The organism is Micromonospora sp. WMMD1155 (assembly GCF_029581275.1).
GTDB lineage: Bacteria > Actinomycetota > Actinomycetes > Mycobacteriales > Micromonosporaceae > Micromonospora.
Genome location: NZ_CP120742.1, coordinates 6,137,004 through 6,154,666, shown reverse-complemented (window position 1 = coordinate 6,154,666; position 17,663 = coordinate 6,137,004). Strand labels below are relative to the sequence as shown.

At 73.9% G+C, this 17,663-nt stretch carries 15 protein-coding genes and 1 riboswitch; of the genes, 8 read left to right on the top strand and 7 right to left on the bottom strand.

Annotated elements, in window-relative coordinates:
* Positions 1-29: 29 nt before the first annotated feature.
* Positions 30-3,698, bottom strand: coding sequence for a cobaltochelatase subunit CobN (gene cobN / locus O7617_RS28045; protein ID WP_282259234.1), 3,669 nt, complete (start codon positions 3,696-3,698; stop codon positions 30-32).
* 270 nt (positions 3,699-3,968) lie between these two features.
* A riboswitch (cobalamin riboswitch) is annotated at positions 3,969-4,098 on the bottom strand.
* 335 nt (positions 4,099-4,433) lie between these two features.
* Here cobN and O7617_RS28040 point away from each other — a divergent pair.
* The gene (locus tag O7617_RS28040) at positions 4,434-5,156 is read left to right on the top strand and encodes an MBL fold metallo-hydrolase (protein WP_348774204.1); all 723 of its coding nucleotides are present in this window, start codon (positions 4,434-4,436) and stop codon (positions 5,154-5,156) included.
* 11 nt (positions 5,157-5,167) lie between these two features.
* Here the strand turns inward: O7617_RS28040 and O7617_RS28035 are convergent, their stop codons facing one another.
* Positions 5,168-5,503 (bottom strand): hypothetical protein, encoded by a 336-nt coding sequence (locus tag O7617_RS28035; protein ID WP_282259233.1) that lies wholly within the window; start codon positions 5,501-5,503, stop codon positions 5,168-5,170.
* 126 nt (positions 5,504-5,629) lie between these two features.
* Here O7617_RS28035 and O7617_RS28030 point away from each other — a divergent pair, with 126 nt between their 5' ends.
* Complete coding sequence (locus tag O7617_RS28030; protein ID WP_282259232.1) at positions 5,630-6,202, top strand: RNA polymerase sigma factor; 573 nt, start codon at positions 5,630-5,632, stop codon at positions 6,200-6,202.
* Entirely contained in the window at positions 6,195-6,905 is a 711-nt protein-coding gene (locus O7617_RS28025) for a hypothetical protein (RefSeq protein ID WP_282259231.1), read from the top strand. The genes O7617_RS28030 and O7617_RS28025 overlap by 8 nt, the downstream gene beginning before the upstream one ends.
* Before the next feature lie 31 nt (positions 6,906-6,936).
* Here O7617_RS28025 and O7617_RS28020 read toward each other — a convergent pair whose 3' ends face one another.
* Positions 6,937-7,785, bottom strand: coding sequence for a helix-turn-helix transcriptional regulator (locus O7617_RS28020; protein ID WP_282259230.1), 849 nt, complete (start codon positions 7,783-7,785; stop codon positions 6,937-6,939).
* A gap of 129 nt (positions 7,786-7,914) precedes the next feature.
* Between O7617_RS28020 and O7617_RS28015 the strand changes: the two genes are divergently transcribed.
* The 3 genes from O7617_RS28015 (at position 7,915) to O7617_RS28005 (ending at position 10,285) form a co-directional block, all read left to right on the top strand.
* Positions 7,915-8,901, top strand: a complete 987-nt coding sequence (locus tag O7617_RS28015) for an aldo/keto reductase (RefSeq protein ID WP_282259228.1) — start codon at positions 7,915-7,917, stop codon at positions 8,899-8,901.
* Between the two features lie 406 nt (positions 8,902-9,307).
* Positions 9,308-9,589 carry a hypothetical protein gene (locus tag O7617_RS28010; protein ID WP_282259227.1) on the top strand — a complete coding sequence of 94 codons (282 nt, stop codon included), beginning with the start codon at positions 9,308-9,310 and terminating at the stop codon, positions 9,587-9,589.
* 27 nt (positions 9,590-9,616) lie between these two features.
* Positions 9,617-10,285 carry a hypothetical protein gene (locus O7617_RS28005; RefSeq protein ID WP_282259225.1) on the top strand — a complete coding sequence of 223 codons (669 nt, stop codon included), beginning with the start codon at positions 9,617-9,619 and terminating at the stop codon, positions 10,283-10,285.
* 106 nt (positions 10,286-10,391) lie between these two features.
* On the opposite strand, the gene O7617_RS28000 is transcribed toward O7617_RS28005, so the two are convergent.
* Positions 10,392-11,288 carry an aldo/keto reductase gene (locus tag O7617_RS28000; protein ID WP_282259223.1) on the bottom strand — a complete coding sequence of 299 codons (897 nt, stop codon included), beginning with the start codon at positions 11,286-11,288 and terminating at the stop codon, positions 10,392-10,394.
* Between the two features lie 73 nt (positions 11,289-11,361).
* Positions 11,362-12,615, bottom strand: a complete 1,254-nt coding sequence (locus tag O7617_RS27995) for an MFS transporter (RefSeq protein WP_282259222.1) — start codon at positions 12,613-12,615, stop codon at positions 11,362-11,364.
* A gap of 160 nt (positions 12,616-12,775) precedes the next feature.
* Here O7617_RS27995 and O7617_RS27990 point away from each other — a divergent pair, with 160 nt between their 5' ends.
* Complete coding sequence (locus O7617_RS27990; RefSeq protein ID WP_282259221.1) at positions 12,776-13,762, top strand: LacI family DNA-binding transcriptional regulator; 987 nt, start codon at positions 12,776-12,778, stop codon at positions 13,760-13,762.
* 147 nt (positions 13,763-13,909) lie between these two features.
* Here the strand turns inward: O7617_RS27990 and O7617_RS27985 are convergent, their stop codons facing one another.
* Entirely contained in the window at positions 13,910-15,034 is a 1,125-nt protein-coding gene (locus tag O7617_RS27985; protein ID WP_282259220.1) for an FUSC family protein, read from the bottom strand.
* 595 nt (positions 15,035-15,629) lie between these two features.
* Positions 15,630-16,259, bottom strand: a complete 630-nt coding sequence (locus O7617_RS27980) for a TetR/AcrR family transcriptional regulator (RefSeq protein WP_282259218.1) — start codon at positions 16,257-16,259, stop codon at positions 15,630-15,632.
* 67 nt (positions 16,260-16,326) lie between these two features.
* Between O7617_RS27980 and O7617_RS27975 the strand changes: the two genes are divergently transcribed.
* Entirely contained in the window at positions 16,327-17,490 is a 1,164-nt protein-coding gene (locus O7617_RS27975) for an FAD-dependent oxidoreductase (RefSeq protein ID WP_282259216.1), read from the top strand.
* The last annotated feature ends 173 nt before the right edge of the window (positions 17,491-17,663 follow it).

The following is a 17,663-nucleotide window of genomic DNA, read 5'->3' as shown; positions in this document are numbered from 1 at the left end:
GGCTCGCAAAACCGGCTCACTCCTCGCGCTCACACCCGGTCCTCCAGGTCGCCCTCGCTGGCCAGGTACGTGTCGCGCAGCCGGTCCAGGGTGGCCGGTTCGGGTTTCGCCCACAGCCCCCGGTCGGCGGCCTCCAACAGCCGCTCGGTGATGCCGCGCAGCGCCCACGGGTTGGACTGCTCCAGGAACTCCCGGGTCGTGTCGTCGAACAGGTACGCGGCGGCCAGGTGCTCGTACATCCAGTCGTCGACCACACCGGCCGTGGCGTCGTAGCCGAACAGGTAGTCCACGGTGGCCGCCAGCTCGAACGCGCCCTTGTAGCCGTGCCGGCGCATCGCGGCGATCCACTTCGGGTTGACCACCCGGGCCCGGAACACCCGCCGGGTCTCCTCGCCCAGGGTGCGGGTCCGCACGTCGTGTGGCATCGCCGAGTCACCCACGTACGCCCGCGGTGCCGTGCCGGTCAGGTGGCGGACCATGGCCACCATCCCGCCGTGGTATTGGAAGTAGTCGTCGGAGTCGACGATGTCGTGCTCGCGGGTGTCCTGGTTCTTCACCGCCACCGCGATCCGGGCGAAGGAGCGTTCCATGTCGCCGCGCGCCTCCCGCCCGTCCAGGCCCCGGCCGTAGGCGTAGCCACCCCACACCGCGTACACCTCGGCGAGGTCGGCATCGCTGCGCCAGGTCCGGGCGTCGATCAGCGGCAGCAGCCCCGCCCCGTACGCCCCAGGCTTCGACCCGAAGATCCGGGCGGTGGCCCGCCGCTCGTCGCCGTGCTCGGCGAGGTCGGCGGCGACGTGCGCGCGCACGTAGTTCTCCTCGTCCGGCTCGTCCAGGGCCGCGACCCGCCGCACGGCGTCGTCGAGCAGCGCCACCACGTGCGGGAACGCGTCGCGGAAGAAGCCGGAGATGCGCACCGTGACGTCGACGCGGGGCCGACCCAGCTCGGCGGTGGGTACCACCTCGACGCCGGTGACCCGCCGGGACCTGTCGTCCCAGACCGGGCGGCAGCCCAGCAGCGCGAGCACCTCGGCGATGTCGTCGCCCTGGGTGCGCATCGCGCTGGTGCCCCACACGGTCAACCCCACCGAGCGGGGGTACGCGCCGGTGTCGGCGAGGTGCCGGGCCAGCAGCGAGTCCGCGAGGGCCACCCCGACGTCCCAGGCGTTGCGGCTGGGGATGGCCTTCGGGTCGACGGAGTAGAAGTTGCGGCCGGTGGGCAGCACGTTGACCAGGCCCCGGGTGGGTGAACCGGACGGGCCGGGCGGCACGAACCGGCCGTCCAGCGCGCCGAGGGTGTTGGTCAGCTCGTCGGTGGTGCGGTCCAGCCGGGGCACCAGTTCGGTGGCGGCGAAGCGCAGCACCGCGGCGACGTCCGGGATCGGCCGGCCGGTCACCTCCGCGACCACCGCGTCGGCGGTGTCGGCGTCCCAGCCGAGCGTCTCCATGCCGACGACCAGCCGCCGGGCGAGGGCCTCGAGCAGGTCGACCGCGTCGGCGGCGGTGCCGGCGGGCCCGTCCACCGTGTCGGTCAGCGCGCTGGGCAGCGCCAGCCGCTGTCCCGGTGACGCGAGCAGCTCCTGTTCGTCGAGGGAGTAGGCGGCGGCGAGGGCCTGCCGCAGGCCGGGCAGGGCGTGGGCGCCGCCCCAGATCTGGGGGGCGCGCAGCACGGCGAGGACGAGGTTGACGCGGGGCTCCCCGGTGGGCGCGTCGGCGAGGATGTGCAGGCCGTCGCGGATCTGCACGTCCTTGACCTCGCACAGGTACCCGTCGAGGTGCAGCACGAAGTCGTCGAAGTCGTCCGCGTCGGGCATCGCCTCGGCGTGCAGGTCGTGGTGCAGTTCGGCGGCACGCACCAGGTCCCAGATCTGGGCCCGCACGGTGGGCACCTTGGCCGGGTCGAGGGCCTGCACCGTCGCGTACTCGTCGAGCAGTTGTTCCAGTTTGGCCAGATCGCCGTACGTCTCGGCGCGGGCCATCGGCGGCACCAGGTGGTCGATGACCACGGCGTGTGCCCGCCGCTTGGCCTGGGTGCCCTCGCCGGGGTCGTTGACGATGAACGGGTAGACCAGCGGCAGGTCGCCGAGGACCGCGTCGGGCGCGCAGTCGGCGGCCAGACCGAGACCCTTGCCGGGCAGCCATTCGAGGGTGCCGTGCTTGCCCAGGTGCACCACGGCGTCCGCGTCGAAGCCGCCGTCGGCGACGGGCGCGGCCAGCCAGCGGTACGCGGCCAGGTAGTGGTGGCTCGGCGGCAGGTCCGGGTCGTGGTAGATGGCGATCGGGTTCTCCCCGAACCCGCGTGGCGGCTGGATCAGCAGCACCACGTTGCCGAAGCGCAGACCGGCGAGCACGATGTCCCCGCCGTCGGTGTACAGCTCGCCGGGCGGCTCACCCCAGTGTTCCCGCATCCGCTCGCGCAGCTCGGTCGGGACCTGGTCGAACCACCGCCGGTACGTGTCCCCCGGTATCCGGGCCTCGGCGGCGGCCAACTGCTCCGGGGTGAGCCACTCCACGTCGTGCCCACCGGCGGCGATCAGCGCGTGGATCAACGCGTCCCCGTCGGTGGGCGGCGGCGCGTCGCCCAGGTCGTAGCCGTCCTCGGCCAGCGCGGCGAGCAGCCGGACCGCCGAGACCGGGGTGTCCAGCCCGACCGCGTTGCCGACCCGGGAGTGCTTCGTGGGGTACGAGCTGAGCACCACGGCGACCCGCTTGTCCGGGTTGGGAAGGTACCGCAGCCGGGCGTGGCGCACCGCGATCCCGGCGACCCGGGCGGCTCGCTCGGGATCGGCGGCGTAGACCGAGAGGCCGTCCGAGTCGATCTGCTTGAACGAGAACGGCACGGTGATGATTCGGCCGTCGAACTCGGGGATGGCCACCTGCATCGCGGCGTCCAACGGGGACAGCCCGGCGTCGCTGTCGGCCCACTGCTTCCGGGTGCTGGTCAGGCAGAGTGCCTGGATGATCGGCACCTCCAGGGCGGCCAGGGCGCCGACGTCCCAGGCGTCCTCGTCGCCGCCCCCGGACGCGTCCGCGGCGACGGCGCCGCCCGCCGCGAGGACGGTGACCAGCAGGGCGTCGCAGCGGGCGAAGAGCCCGAGCGGGCCGGCCCCGGTGGTAAGCCCGCGCAGCGAGCCGCAGAAGATCGGCAGCGGGTTGCCGCCGGCCGCGCGGACCGCGTCCGCGAGCACGTCGACGAATCCGGTGTTACCGGCGAGGGCGTGCGCCCGGTAGAAGACGATCCCGACGGTGGGCTGCTCCGGATTCGTGGGGTACTCACGGTGGACGCCGTACGTCGGGGTGGGTGCGGGCGCGGCGAACCCCTCACCGGTGAGCAGCACCGTGTCGGAGAGGAACCGGGCCAGCTGCCCCAGGTTGCCCGGGCCGCCCTCGACCAGGTACGCCAGCGCCTGCGTGACCACTCCGGACGGCACTGTGGAGACGGCCATCAGCTCCGCGTCGGGCAGCGCCTCACCGCCGAGCACGACGGTCGGCACCCCGGTTTCGAGCACCGCCGCGATACCGTCCGGCCACGCCTGTCGACCGCCGAGCAGGCGTACGACGACGAGGTTCACGCCGTCGAGCAGGGCGGGCACCTCATCGGCGGCGACCCGGGCGGGGTTGGCCAGCCGGTAGTCGGCGCCGCTGGCCCGGGCGGCCAGCAGGTCGGTGTCGGCGGTGGAGAGCAACAGGATGCGCACGGCAGGCTCCGGTGAGTGACGCCCCGGCCACCATGAGGGTGACCGCGACGATGCGGGTGGGTGCGGCGTCAGCCGGTACGCCGGCGGGGCGGTCGGCTCGCGGGCGCGAGCGACGGGCCCGGCCGGCGGCGAGGGCTCAGCTCAGCGGGGCGTGACCGGTCGCGGGCGCGGCGAAGCGCGGGTTACGACGACAGTCGTCGATGAATGAGACGCCGTGCGTCATCGGGTCCTCCTCGGGTGTCCACGCCCTGGGGTACGTCCCGACGGCCGAAGTATCCTGGCTTCCGGATCGACGCTCTCCCCCGGCCTTCCAACCGCAGACACACGGCCGTGACTCACGAGGGGGGATCACTCCCCGGTGACAGTGGCGGGACCGCGTCGGAATCGCACCGACTTCCTTCACTGCCGTCAGGCCGCGAATGCTGCCACACCCCTCCGCCGCGGGTCAACGCCGGTCCAGACCCGCCCGGCGGGCTGCGCAGATCGACATTCGGCGATCACCGGGGCCGCGGCCACGCGCGTTTCAGTGCCCCGGATTAATGCTTCGCGTCCTTTGCTCTGCATACCTGTAGGCACCGGGCACGGAGCGTCACCGGTGCATATGGATATGCAGAGCAAAGGACGGCCGCACCTGCCCTGGCCCGCGCCGATCGTCCGGCGGGACGGCGCTGGCCGACCCGCTCGCCTAGGATCGGCGGACGCCACACCAGCGTCCGCGATCAATCCCGGAGGTCGATCACCATCGTCGCCCCGAGGTTCCACCACCTGGCCGGCCGGGTCTGGCTCTGTCCGGGCGACCCCGACCCGGATGAGGTCCAGGCGAGCGTCGCCTTCGTGGCCGACGAACGCGGCAGTGTGATGATCGACGCTGGGCAGAGCCCCGCGCACGCCCGCGAGATCCAGGCCGCGCTCGCCGCGGCCGGGCTACCGCGGCCACGCTGGCTCGTCTACACCCACCACCACTGGGATCACGTCTGGGGCGCCTGCGCGTGGCCCGACGTGGAGATCGTCGGGCACGAGGCGGCCGTGCCGCTGCTGCGCGCCGAGGCCGCCCGGCCGTGGAGCCACCACTACCTGGACGAGCAGGTACGCGCCGACCCTCGCCTCGGCCCGAGCTTCCGGGCGCGGGCACGGGCGGTGGCCTCCTGGGAGGACTTCACCGTCCTGCCACCCACCCGGACCTTCACCGACGTCGAGGAGTTGCCGGTGGGGGTGCACCTGCGGCACGTCGGAGGTGGGCACGCGCCGGACTCGACAGTCGTTCTCGTGCCCGACTCGGGCGTCATGCTGTTGGGCGACTGCTTCTACCCGCCACCGGCACACCTGCGCCGACCCGAGGACGGCCCCGACCTGGGCCTGGTCCGCCGACTACTCGACGACGGCTACCACTGGTACGTCTCCAGCCACGCCGAGCCGATGACCGCCGAGCAGGCCCGCTCAGCCGTCGGGGACGCCTGAGCCGGCGGGTCTCAGCGGGCGTGGCGCTCCGGGTGGGCGCGGTTCCACACCCGCATCCGTTCCGGGTAGCCGGTGCGCGCCGCCTCGTACAGCGGCACCGCGTGCTTGCGGGCGATCGCCCCCGCCGCGCGAGGCGTACCGGTGCGACGGCGGATCCACTCACCGTCGTGCGCGATCGCCACCACCGTGGTGTCCGTCGCGGTGGTCTCCGGCTCCAGGTAGAACTCCACGCCCCGCTTGTCGACGACGAACGCCTCCAGCGCCGCGAGGTCCTCGCGGGTCGCCTCCCGGTCCAGCTTCGTCGGAGTCGTCCCGGCACCCCGTGCCCGGCGGTTGAACCAGCCCATGTCCAGCCCCTCTCCTCGACACCTCCTCCAGTGCAGCACCGGATCCTGGCAATACGCTGCACGTCCGATGGGAGCAACCTGACCCGCGCCCTGTGGAACCCGCGACGCGTGAGCGGTGTCATGAGGGTGATCCGAACGGAGGCTCCCCTGGACGACGACACTCTCGTCACCCGCGCCCGGGCCGGTGACCTGGAGGCGTACGACCTCCTGGTCGCCCGGCACACCGCGTCCGCGTACCGGACGGCGGTGCTGCTCGGTGCGGGTTCGGACTCCGAGGACGTCACGCAGGAGGCGTTCGTGAAGGCGTACCGCAAGCTGTCCCGTTACCGGGGCGAGTCGTCCTTCCGGTCGTGGCTGCTCGCGATCGTCGCCAACGAGACCCGCAACCTGCACCGGTCCCGGGGCCGACGCGACGGGCTCGTCCTGCGGGCGGCGGCGGACCCGACGTCCGCGATCGCCGAGGACGGGGCGGTCGGCGCGGTCCTCGCCGGGGAGCGCCGGGAGGCACTGGTACGGGCCCTGCGGCGACTGCCGGTACGCGACCGTGAGGTGATCGTGTGCCGGTTCTTCCTCGATCTCAGCGAGGAGGAGACGGTGGCGGCACTGGGTTGGCCCCGGGGGACGGTGAAGTCGCGTACATCCCGGGCGTTGGCGAAGCTTCGCGGCCTTCTCGACCGGGAGGAGGTCCGACATGGGTGACCTCGAACGGGAATTGCGTGAACTGTCCACCTGGCTGGACACACCCGAGCCGCCCGACGTGACCGCCGGTGTCCGCGTACGGCTCGACCGGCCCCGGTGGCGGTGGCGCCCGCTCGCCGCGGCGGCGTCGGTCGCCCTCCTGGTCGCGCTGGTGCCGCCGACCCGGGCCGCCGTCGCGGACGCCGTCGCCGGGCTGCTGCGCTTCGCCGGGGTCGGCATCGCCACCTCACCCGCCCCGACGCTGCCCGGCGGCACCCCGTCGCCGTTGCCCGGGCAGCGGACCGCCGCCCTGGACGAGGCGCAGCGGGCGGTGCGGTTCCCGATCCGCCTACCGGCGTCGTTGGGTACGCCCGAGCAGGTGCTGGTCGCCGACCCCGACCCGGCGGGCGTCTGCCGGGTGGCGACGCTGCTCTACGACGGGGGCGCGCTGCGCATCGACGCGTTCGACGGTCGCCTCAACCTGGCCTTCCACAAGGAGGTCAACCCGCCGGGGGCGGAGTGGACGCAGGTCGACGGTGACTTCGCCGTCTGGGTCGACGGGCCACACGTGCTCTCGTACGTGGACCGCGCGGGCGAGGTCCGCGAGGAGACCGCCCGACTGGCCGCCTCGACGCTGATCTGGCAGGACGCCGACGTGAGCTACCGGCTCGAAGGGTCCCTCGGCAAGGCCGAGGCGCTCGAGATCGCCCGCTCACTGCGCTAGGGGGCGTCTTCGACCGTCGATCGCGGCACTGTCAGCGAGGCACGCCGGCCGGGAACTCCTCGACCCCCAGCACGCGCAGCAGCTCAAGCCTCTCCCGGGCCTCGGCGTCCGACGGCGTCAGCACCAGCAGCTGCTGGCCGAGGTCGGGGGTGACCAGGGTTTCGCAGTCCATCGTGATGCGGCCCACGCGCGGGTGCAGGAACGTCTTGCGGTCGACCCGGCGCACCGCCACCTCGTGCTCGGCCCACAGCCGCCGGAAGTCGTCGCTCGCAGCCCGCAACCGCTCGATCAGGCCGGTCACAACCGGGTCCCCGGCCCGTCGGCCGGCCACCGCTCGCAGGTCGGCGACCTGCTGGCGGGCGTGCCGTTGCCATTCCTCGGGGCCGTGGAGGTCGCGGACGGCCGGGTCGGTGAAGTAGCGGTAGGCGACGTAGCGCCGGTCGCCGGTCAGCCCGGTGTGGTCGCCACTGAGCAGGATCGACATGCGGTTCTGCGCCAGGATCTCGCCGAGGTCGGACAGGACCATGGCGGGGGTGTCGCCCACCAGATCGAGCAGGCGGACCAGACCGGCGCGGGCCAGGCGCGCGATGCCGTCGGCGGGCGGCGGCTGGTGGCCGGCCAGGTGGAACAGGTGGCTTCGCTCGTCGTCCGTGAGGCGCAGGGCCCGGGCCAGGGCACCGAGCAGCTGGGTCGACGGCTGGCTGCTGCGGCCCTGCTCAAGGCGGACGACGTAGTCGACGGACATGCCGGCGAGCATGGCGACCTCCTCGCGGCGCAGGCCGGCGGTGCGGCGGCGGGGGCCGTCGGCGATGCCGACCTCGGCGGGGCGGATGGCCTCGCGTCGGCGCCGCAGGAAGTCGGCGAGCTGCTCACGCTGCATGTCTTCATGGTGCCTCGGGGACCGAGCACCGAGCCAGGGAGTGGCGCTCCCACGATAAGCGCTCCGCTGCCGGCGGGCGGAAAAGTGGCGCAGGGTGGAGCTGAGATCGACCGACGAGGGAGAGTTTCGATGCAGACACGCACTCTGGGCACGACGGGTCCCACGGTTTCCGCGGTGGGGCTGGGGGCGATGAGCATGTCGGGCACGTACGGCCCGGCCGATCGCGAGGAGAGCATCGCCACCGTCCGGGCGGCGCTGGACGCGGGGGTCACGCTGGTCGACACCGGTGACTTCTATGGCATGGGGCACAACGAGCTGCTGCTGTCGGAGGCGTTGCGGGGACGCGACCGGGACAGCTATCTGCTGAGTGTGAAGTTCGGGCAGCAGGTGGGGCCGGGCAGGCGGTTCGAGGGGCAGGATTCCCGCCCGGCTTCGGTGCGGAACTTCCTGAGCTACTCGCTGACCCGGCTCGGCGTCGACCACGTGGACATCTACCGGCCGGCCCGGCTCGACCGGTCGGTGCCGATCGAGGACACGATCGGTGCGATCAAGGAGATGATCGATGCCGGTTACGTACGGTATGTGGGGCTTTCCGAGGTTGACGCGGAAACCATTCGGCGGGCGCACGCCGTACATCCGGTTGCTGATCTTCAGATTGAGTATTCGCTGCTGTCCCGGGCGGTCGAGGCCGAGGTGCTGCCCACGCTGCGGGAGCTGGGCATCGGGCTGACCGCGTACGGGGTGCTGGGCCGTGGCCTGCTCTCGGGGAACTGGGTGCCGGGACGGGCGGACGATCCGCGTAACCACAGTCCTCGCTTCTCCGCCGAGAACGCGTCGCACAACCTCGCCCTGGTCGAGGCGTTGCGCCGGGTCGCTGACGCGAAGGGGTGCACGGTGGCGCAGTTGGCGATCGCGTGGGTGGCGGCGCAGCACCCGTCCATCGTTCCGTTGGTCGGTGCGCGCACCCGGCAGCGGTTGACCGAGGCATTGCCGGCGCTGGACGTGAGGCTGTCGGCCAATGATCTCGAACAGATCGAGACGGCCGTGCCGAAGGGCGCCGCGCACGGTGACCGATACCCGGCGGCGTTCATGTCGAGCCTCGGCGTCGGTAACTAGTGCCTCGTCAGGCACGGGTAGTGGATCTCGGGGCTCGGGACCGACTGCCCCGGGGCGGACATCAGCACCACGATCGCCCTGCGAAGCATCACCGGGTCACGACGCGGCACTAGGAACCCGGCGGGCCCGGGCGGTGTCGGAGAGATGCGACGAGTCGTCGCCGGGCACCGGAAGGGGCGAGATGGTTTCCTGGGGCAGATGGACGCTGGCATCCTCGGTGGTCCTGCTGGCGGGGTGTACCACCACGACCAGCGGCGCAACGCCAACGGCGGGTGCGGCTACCTCGGCGGGCACTGCGACCGCCTGCGCGACGCGGGTCGAGACGGGGTCGCTGCCGGACTGGGCGGACGCCGGTTTCAGCGGGGACGCACGGGTCCCGCACGTCTTCGGGGCGAAGGGTGACATCGTGGCGGTGCTGTTCGCCCACCCGCTGCGGCAGCACCGCGAGGACGGGTCGAACAACAAGATCCTGTGGGTGGCCCAGGCCCCCACGACCTCGCCCGACCCGACGGCACCGGCCACGCTGGTGATCACCGCGACGCTGGACGGCACCGACACCACTGTCACCCGTGAGGTCGCCGGCGGGCCCGGTCCGTCGATCATCGACGTGCCCCAGGCCGGTTGCTGGCGCCTCGACCTGCGCTGGTCCGGGCACACCGACACGATGAACCTGGTCTACGCGCCGTGAACGCACGGGCCGCCTAGGCTGCCGGGCGTGCTGAAGGACCCACGGGCGGCGGCGGCCCGCGACAACGCCGGGTGGTGCGACATCGTCTGCCGCAGCCACGGGCTGACCGGCCGTACCGACGGTGACGCCTGGACGGTCCCCCGCCGCTCGCCGCCGTGGTACCCGGACGCGGTCACGGTGCGGCCGGGCGTCGACGCCGAGGCCCTGCTGGCCCGCATCGACGCGGGGCCCGGCGCGACGGTGAAGGACAGCTTCGCCGACCTCGACCTGTCCGGGTACGGCTTCCGGGTGCTCTTCGACGCCCAGTGGATCCACCGCCCTGCGGCGGAACGGCCGGCCGAGGGCGCCCTCACCCCGGTCACCACGCCCGACGAGTTGGTGGCCTGGGCGGCAGCTCACGGCGGCGGGGACCTGTTCCGCCCCGCACTCCTGGACCACCCTCGGGTACGGGTGCTCGCCCGTCACCACGACAGCGGCGTGATCACCGGCGGCGCGGTGCTCAGCGGCCACGGGGGCGTCTACGGCGTCTCCAACCTGTTCACCCACACCGACGACCCCCGGGCCGTCTGGCGCGCGGTGTGCGCCACAGTGCCCGACGCACCGTTGGTCGGCTACGAAACCACCCCGGACCTGCCCCCCGCCCGGCAGGCAGGCTTCCTCCCCACCGGCCCGCTACGGGTCTGGGTCAACGACTGATCCCCGCCCCGCCCCGCCCCGCCCCGTCGATCATGAAGTTAGCGGCACGAAACGCCGTGATCGGTGCCGCCAACTTCATGATCAACGAGGCTGAGGGGGTGGACGGTCAAGAGAGACGGGTCAGGTCTTCGGGGGTGAGGCGCAGGGCTCCGGCGGCGATGTTCTGTTCCAGGTGGTGTGGGTCCGCGGTGCCGGGGATGGCCAGCACGTGTGGGCCCTGGTGCAGGGTCCACGCCAGGCGTACCTGGTGCCCGTTGACGCCGTGCGCGCGGGCGACGGCCTCGACCGCAGCGGTCTGCGCGGCGCTCGCGCCCGCCTCCCGGCCGGTGCCGGCGAGTGCGAAGAACGGCACGTAGGCGATGCCCCGCTCACCGCAGAGCCGAACGACGTCGTCCTGCTCCCGGTAGGCGTCCACCCCGTAGTTGTTCTGCACGCAGACCACCGGCGCGATGCCCGCCACCTCGTCGAGCTGCTCGGGCCGGACGTTGGAGAGCCCGAGGTGCCGGATCAGCCCGGCGGCACGCAGGTCGGCCAGCGCGCCGAACCGGTCGGCCGGCGGAACCTCGCCGGGCCCCCGCCCCAGGCGCAGGTTGACCACGTCGAGGTGGTCGCGACCGAGCCGACGCAGATTCTCTTCCACCTGGGCGCGCAACTGCGCCGGGGTGAACGCCTCGGTGAAGCCCGCCTCCGGGTCGTACCCGAAGCCGACCTTGGTGGCGATGACCAGATCCTCGGGGTACGGGGCGAGCGCCGCGCGGATCAGCTCGGTGGCGTAGCGGGCCGGGCCGGTACCGACCCGCAGGGTTCCGCCGGGCGAGACGTAGAACGCGGCCGTGTCGATGTGGTCGACGCCCAGCTCGACGGCGCGGCGCAGCAGCGCGACGGCCCGGGCCGGGTCGGGGTCGGCGGTGATCCGCATGGAACCGAAGCCCATCCGGCGCACGGTGCGGTCGCCCAGTGTCCAGGTGCCCGCCGCTGCGGCGGTGATCTCGTCGGTTGGCATCGGGCGACCCTAACCAGCCCGGGTACACGGCGCAGTCGGCCACGCACCCGATACCGCTCGACGGCGCGCTGGGTTAGTTTTCACTGGCGGACGCAACGGCGTGCGGCGGGCGCAGCACCGGCACCAGCAGCAGGGTCGGCAGCAGCAGCAGCGGCACCACCAGCAGCGCCCGCAGGGTCCCGACCTGGTCGCCGAGCAGGCCCAGCAGCGGAGGGCCACCGAGGAACGCGGTGTAGCCGATCACCGCGACGACGCTCACCCGCACCGCCGCATGCGCCTCGTCGTCGGCAGCGGCGCTCATTCCGACCGGGAAGCCCAGCGACGCGCCGAGGCCCCACAGCGCGACGCCGACGACGGCCACCGGTCCGGAGCCGGCCAGGACGGCCAGGCCGGCGCCGACCACGGCGAGCCCGATGGTGCCGCTGAGCACCGGCACCCGCCCCCACCGGTCCAGCGCGATGGTGCCGACGGTGCGCCCGACGGTCATGCCCACGACGAAGACCGCGAAGACCGCCGCGCCGGCGGCCTCGCTCAGGTCTCGTCCGTCGATGAACGCGACGGCCAGCCAGTCGTTGGCGGCTCCCTCGGTGAACGCCGCCACCAGCACGAACAGCCCGATCAGCAGGGTGCGCGGCTCGCGCCAGGCGGCGAGTTGCGCCCGACGGCGGGCAGCCGGGGTGGCGTCCGCCGGGTCGCCGGTGGGGTCGACGCCCAGGGGCAGGTATGTCCGGGCGGCGAGCACCGTGCCGACCAACACGACGACCGCCACCGCGACGAGGTGCGTGCCGACCGGCACGTCGAAGCGGGCCGCCCCGGCCCCGAGCGCCGCTCCCGCCACCGAGCCGAGGCTCCACCCCGCGTGGAAGCGAGGCATGATCGTGCGGCCCAGCCGCCGCTCCACCGCCGCGCCCTCGACGTTCATCGCCACGTCGCAGGCGCCGGAGCCGTAGCCGAAGGCGACGAGGCCCACGGCGACGACGGCGAACGACCCGGTCATCGTGGCGCCCAGCCCCGCCACGGTCAGGCCGACAGCGACCACCCCGGTCGCCAGGGCGACGGTGCGGGCCGCGCCGAGTCGCTGGGCGAGCAGCCCGGCGGTGGGCATGGCGAGCAGCGCGCCGACGCTCATCGCCAGCAGCAGCAGCCCGAGCCGGCCGGCGGAGAGGTCCAACGCCTCGCGGACCGCCGGCACCCGGGAGAACCAACTGCCGACGGCGAGCCCGTTGAGGGTGAAGGTGACCGCGACGCCGTTGCGGGCGAGCAGCACCGCCCGTGCGGACGGTGGTGCGGCGGCCGGGGCTACGGGTCGACTGGTGGGGGCGCTCACGGGGGTGGTCCTCTTCCTCGGGGTGATCTCCTGGCACGATCGCACACCTGAGAGCGCTACCACCACAACCGGCAACCGCCCCTTACCGCTGAGGTGCCCGCCGGGGCATGATGTGAGCAGGCGTTTGTCCGACCGGGCGGGCCGCCGCGGGGAGGCGACGATGACGGCAGCGGCACACCGGCCGGCAACTCTCGAGGACGTCGCGCGGGTCGCCGGGGTGTCCCGGTCCACCGCGTCGCGGGTGATCGCCGGCACGGGGTTCGCCTCGCCGTCGGCCCGGGAGCTGGTCGCGGCGGCGGTCGACCAGCTCGGCTACGTACCCAATCCGGCGGCCCGGGCACTGGTGCGCGGTGGCGGCGTACGGATGGTCGTGGCGGTGCTGGGCACCAGCGCGGCGGTGCTGGACGACCCGTACGTGCAGCAGGTCGTCGGTTCGGCCGCGCGGGTGTGCACGCCCGCCGGTGTCGGCGTGGCGTTGCAGTGGCTGCCGCTCGGCGACCCGGGCGGGCTGGCCCAGCTCGACGATCGCAGCGTGTGCGGGGTCATCCTGGTCAATACCACCGAGGACTTGCTGGAGGCGGTGCCCCGGTCGCTGCGTGGCCGGGTGGTCTCGATCGGCGTCGGCTCGGCGAGCGTGCCGTCGTTCGACGTGGACAACGTGGCCGGGTCCGGGGCGGTGCTACGCCACCTCTACGCCACGGGCCGACGCCGGATCGCCATGGTGGCCGGTCCCCGGTGGCTGCCCTGCGCGCAGCGTCCCGTGGAGACCTACCGGCGGCTGATGCGGCAGGCCGGCCTGCCGGAGCGGGTGCTGCCCGGGGACTTCACGGCGTCCTGCGGCCGGGCGGCGGCCGACGCGGCGCTGCGCCGGTGGCCGGACGTCGACGCGATCTACGCGATCAGCGACGACACCGCGCTCGGTGTGATCGCGGGTCTGCGGGACGCGGGTGTGCGGGTGCCCGACGACGTCGCGGTGGCCGGTTTCGACGACATCCCCCTGGCCGGACTGACCGCCCCGGCGCTGACCACGGCCAGCCACCCGGTGCGGCGGATCGCCGCCGCCGCGGCCGCCGCCCTGCTGGACGGACGACCGGCCGCGCCGGTGACCCTCTTCCCGTCCGACCTGGTGGCCCGGGCCAGCGCCTGACCGGCGGGCTCGGCGGGCGCCCTGGTCGACGGGCTCAGCGGGCCCTGGTCGACGGGTCGGCGGGCTCAGCGGGCCCTGGTCGACGGGTCGGCGGTTCCGCGGGTCAGCGACCGGCGAGGCAGCGGCACGGTGGCTCGGCGGGCCTGGTCAGACGGCGGGAAGACCGAGGGCTTCGTCGACGCGGGCCAGGACGGCGGCGTCGTCCTCCGGGTTGACGCCGCGCAGCAGGTCGATGGCTGTGGCCCGGACCTGCCCGATGATCATCGCGAGCGGGAGGGTCTGTGCGGTGCCGAAGAGCTGCCCGGCAGTGTGCACGGCGGCGAGCGCCGACTCGTCGGCCCGGGCGGCGTGCCGGACGGCGACCTCCGCCTGCCCGTCCAGGTCGGCGGCGAGGGCAGCGCCGGCCTGCCGGACCGCCTCGGCGAGCGACCGTAGGGCGGCGCCCAGTTCGGGCGGCGTCGACGTGTGCAGGCGGCTGAGGGTGACGCCCGCGCGGGCCAGCACCCGGACGTTGCGGACCGCGTAGTCGGTCTGGCGGACCGACTCGTCCACCGACCGTAACCGGCCGATGTGCCGACGTCGGCGGACGTGCAGTCGCAGCGCCTCCCCGGCGGCCAGCACCCCGTCACGCAGACCGTCCACCCGGGCGTCCATGCCCCGCGCCCGCCGCAGGGCCGCGACGGCGGCGGCCTCGTCACCGTGGCCGAGGGCGTCGGCGATCCCGCCCAGCAGCCCGGCCAGCTCGTCGAAGGTCCGCCGCACCTCGGCGACCAGCGGAGCGAGGGGGTGCCGGGCGTCGACCAGCAGGCTGGCCGCGAGCGCGACCGCACCCCCGATCAACGCGTCGACGAAGCGGAACGGCACCAACGTCCCGTCCGGTGGGGCGACCACCACCAGGTAGAGCGCCGAGACCGCGGCCTGCACGAGGGTCACGCCGGTGGCACCGAAGGCCACCGCGAGGAGGACGGTGAGCAGGATGACGGTGAAGACCGTCCACGTGCTGCCCGGGCCGAGCGCCTGCACCACCAGGTCCGCGACGAGCACCCCGGCGGCGACACCGAGGACGACCTCGACGGCCCGACGAATGCGCTGCCCCCGAGCCTGACCGAGAACGATCAGCGCGGCGGCCGGTGCGAAGAAGGGTTGCGGGTGCCCGAGCAACCGGGTGGCCAGCAGCCAGGCCACCGTCGCCGCGACGGTGGCCTCCAGCACTGGCCGCCAACCGTGTCGCAGCCGCCCGCCGGCCGTCCGCAGGCCCCTGAACCGCATCATCACCCGATCTCTCCTACCCACGCCGACCGGCGCGGGGCACCCCGGCCTGAACCGCACGTCGCCGGCCCGCCGCAACCGCACGACAGGGTGCCGTCAATCCCCGGCACCACCGCCGACGCACGCCACCCCACAGCTCGCCCCCGCACCTTGCCACTCGCCCCGCACCCTGCCGCCCGCACCCCGTACCCTGCCGCCCGCACCCCGCCCGCACCCCGTACCGCCGCCCGCTCCGCCTTTGGAGCTGATGCCGCAAACGAATCGGGCGCGTGCCGCACACGAATCGGGCGCATGCCGCACACGAATCGGGCGCGTGCCGCGAACGCATCGGGCGCGATGTCGTCACCGCTTCAGGCGCGATGTCGTAAACGATTCAGCTCCAGAGGGCCGAACCGCAGCACCACACCGGCCGCCCACGGCCGTCCAAGGGTGATCGTCTCCCAGCACGCGTCAGACCTGCTCACCGGGCTCCACGGCGCGCTCTCCCGGGGCCAGCGCGCCGATGGCCCACGCCACCAGGCCGCGCCGAATGGACCTGACCGGCCCGGCCCGCGCACCGACAGGCCGGCGCACCCGCCACGCCCGCGCGCCGGTCGGGTCAGCTTCCGGTCAGGGCGCGCAGCAGCGTACGGACGGCGGTGCCCAGATCGGCGCGGCTGGCCGCACTGCCGGGCGGTGGGGCGGTGAGCGCGCCGGCGCCGACCAGCCGGTCGAAGAGCAACCCGTCCACGAACGCGACGAACTGGTCGCCCTGCCGGTCGGGGTCGGTCGCCCCGGCCCGGGCCAGCAGGTCCCGGGCCTGCACCCGCTGACCGATGCCGTGGTGCAGGATGCCCCGCAGCTCGGGCCGGTGCACCGCCTCCAACAGGCAGGCGTACCGGGCCAGGGTCCGACTGCGCCCGACGCTCAGCCACCTGTCGAGCACCTCGGCGACGCCGGCGGCGAGCGCGTCGAGGGCGGCGCTGTCGAGCCGGGGCCCGGGCGTCGGGGGCGGCGGTTCGGTCGGCAGGTCGTAGGCCGCCAGGTCGGCCCGGTCGCGGTCGGCGAGCCGCCCCACCACCGCCTCGATCAGCGCCTGTCGGGTCCGCAGGTACGCGGAGGTGGTGCCGGGGGGCATTCCAGCGCGGCCGTCGACCGCCCGGTGGGTCAGCGCTCGCATGCCACCGTCGGCGATCAGCTCGATGGCCGCGTCGGTCAGCAGCGCGATCCGGTTCGTCCGGGCCGTCACGGCACTCCCCCTTCTCAAGGTCCGCAGGTAGTATCCTCCTTCTACAGGTGTAGAAGGGTGGGACGAGATGGACGACTCACACGCGGTGGTGGTGGGGGGCGGCATCGGCGGGTTGAGCGCCGCCCTCGCCCTGCACCGGCGCGGCTGGCGGGTCACCGTGCTGGAACGCGCCGCCGAGCTGCGCGAGGTCGGCGCCGGCTTGAGCCTGATGGCCAACGCCGTACGGGGGCTGGACGCCCTCGGCCTCGGCCCGGCCCTGCGCGACGGCGGGCACGCCGAGGCACCCGGCGGGATCCGCGACCGGCACGGGCGGTGGCTGTCCCGGGTGGACGCCGGCGAGATGGTCCGACAGTTGGGCACCACGGCGCTCGGCGTGCACCGGGCCACGCTGCACCGCACCCTGCGCGAGGCCCTGCCCGCCGCGTCCCTGCACACCGACGCCACCGTGGAGCACGTCGAGACCGACCCGGACCAGGCCGAGGTCCGCTACCGGCGGCCCGACGGCTCGCACACCCTCCGCGCCGACCTGGTGGTCGGGGCCGACGGCCTCCGCAGCCGGGTCCGCGCCCAGCTGTGGCCGCGACACCCCGGCCCGGTGTACGCGGGCTCGACCGCCTGGCGGGCGGCCATCGAGTTTCCCGACCCGGTCCCGGCCGCCATCACCTGGGGACCGGGCGCCGAGTTCGGCATGGTGCCGATCGGCGACGGGCGGCTCTACTGGTACGCCGCGGTGAACGCGCCACCCGGCGGCCACGCCCCCGACGAGTTGGCGGCTGTGCGGGAGCGCTTCGGCGACTGGCACGCCCCCATCCCGGCGCTGATGGCGGCGACCCCACCCGGAGTCGTCCTGCGCAACGACATCCATCACCTGGCCGTGCCGCTGCCCACGTACGTGCGGGGACGCGTCGCGCTCCTCGGCGACGCCGCCCACGCCATGACACCCAACCTCGGGCAGGGCGCCGGGCAGGCCATCGAGGACGCGGTGGTGCTGGGTGCCGTCTGCGCCGACGGCGCCGCCACGGTGCCCGCCGCGCTGGCCGCGTACGACGAGCAGCGTCGGCCGCGCAGTCAGAGCGTCGCCCGGGCCTCCTTCACCGCCGGCCGTTTCGGTCAGCAACTGCGCAACCCACTGGCCGTCGCGGTCCGGGACGGCGCGTTGCGGCTCACCCCGGCCCGAGCCGCCCTGCGGAGCATGGCCCGCTACGCCGACTGGAGACCTCCGGCGGGCTGAGCCGACCCGTGGCCGTCCGGCCGACCGCCGTCGCGACACATCACGGCGGCGGCGAGGAATTGATCAACAATGGTGGCCCAACACTCCAGAATATTCATCGGGGCCGTCGGCGGGATCATTCGAAGGCGACAGCGCGCCCGTACAATCGGCGACTGTCTTGTGACCGATCGCTG

What these genes read in the sequence shown, in the direction of transcription:
- O7617_RS28025 (WP_282259231.1), top strand. Translation starts at nt 6,195, where the DNA reads ATGGGTGACCTCGAACGGGAATTGCGTGAACTGTCCACCTGGCTGGAC.
- O7617_RS27985 (WP_282259220.1), bottom strand. Translation starts at nt 15,034, where the DNA reads ATGATGCGGTTCAGGGGCCTGCGGACGGCCGGCGGGCGGCTGCGACAC.
- O7617_RS28015 (WP_282259228.1), top strand. Translation starts at nt 7,915, where the DNA reads ATGCAGACACGCACTCTGGGCACGACGGGTCCCACGGTTTCCGCGGTG.
- O7617_RS28000 (WP_282259223.1), bottom strand. Translation starts at nt 11,288, where the DNA reads ATGCCAACCGACGAGATCACCGCCGCAGCGGCGGGCACCTGGACACTG.
- O7617_RS27975 (WP_282259216.1), top strand. Translation starts at nt 16,327, where the DNA reads ATGGACGACTCACACGCGGTGGTGGTGGGGGGCGGCATCGGCGGGTTG.
- O7617_RS28035 (WP_282259233.1), bottom strand. Translation starts at nt 5,503, where the DNA reads ATGGGCTGGTTCAACCGCCGGGCACGGGGTGCCGGGACGACTCCGACG.
- O7617_RS28020 (WP_282259230.1), bottom strand. Translation starts at nt 7,785, where the DNA reads ATGCAGCGTGAGCAGCTCGCCGACTTCCTGCGGCGCCGACGCGAGGCC.
- O7617_RS27990 (WP_282259221.1), top strand. Translation starts at nt 12,776, where the DNA reads ATGACGGCAGCGGCACACCGGCCGGCAACTCTCGAGGACGTCGCGCGG.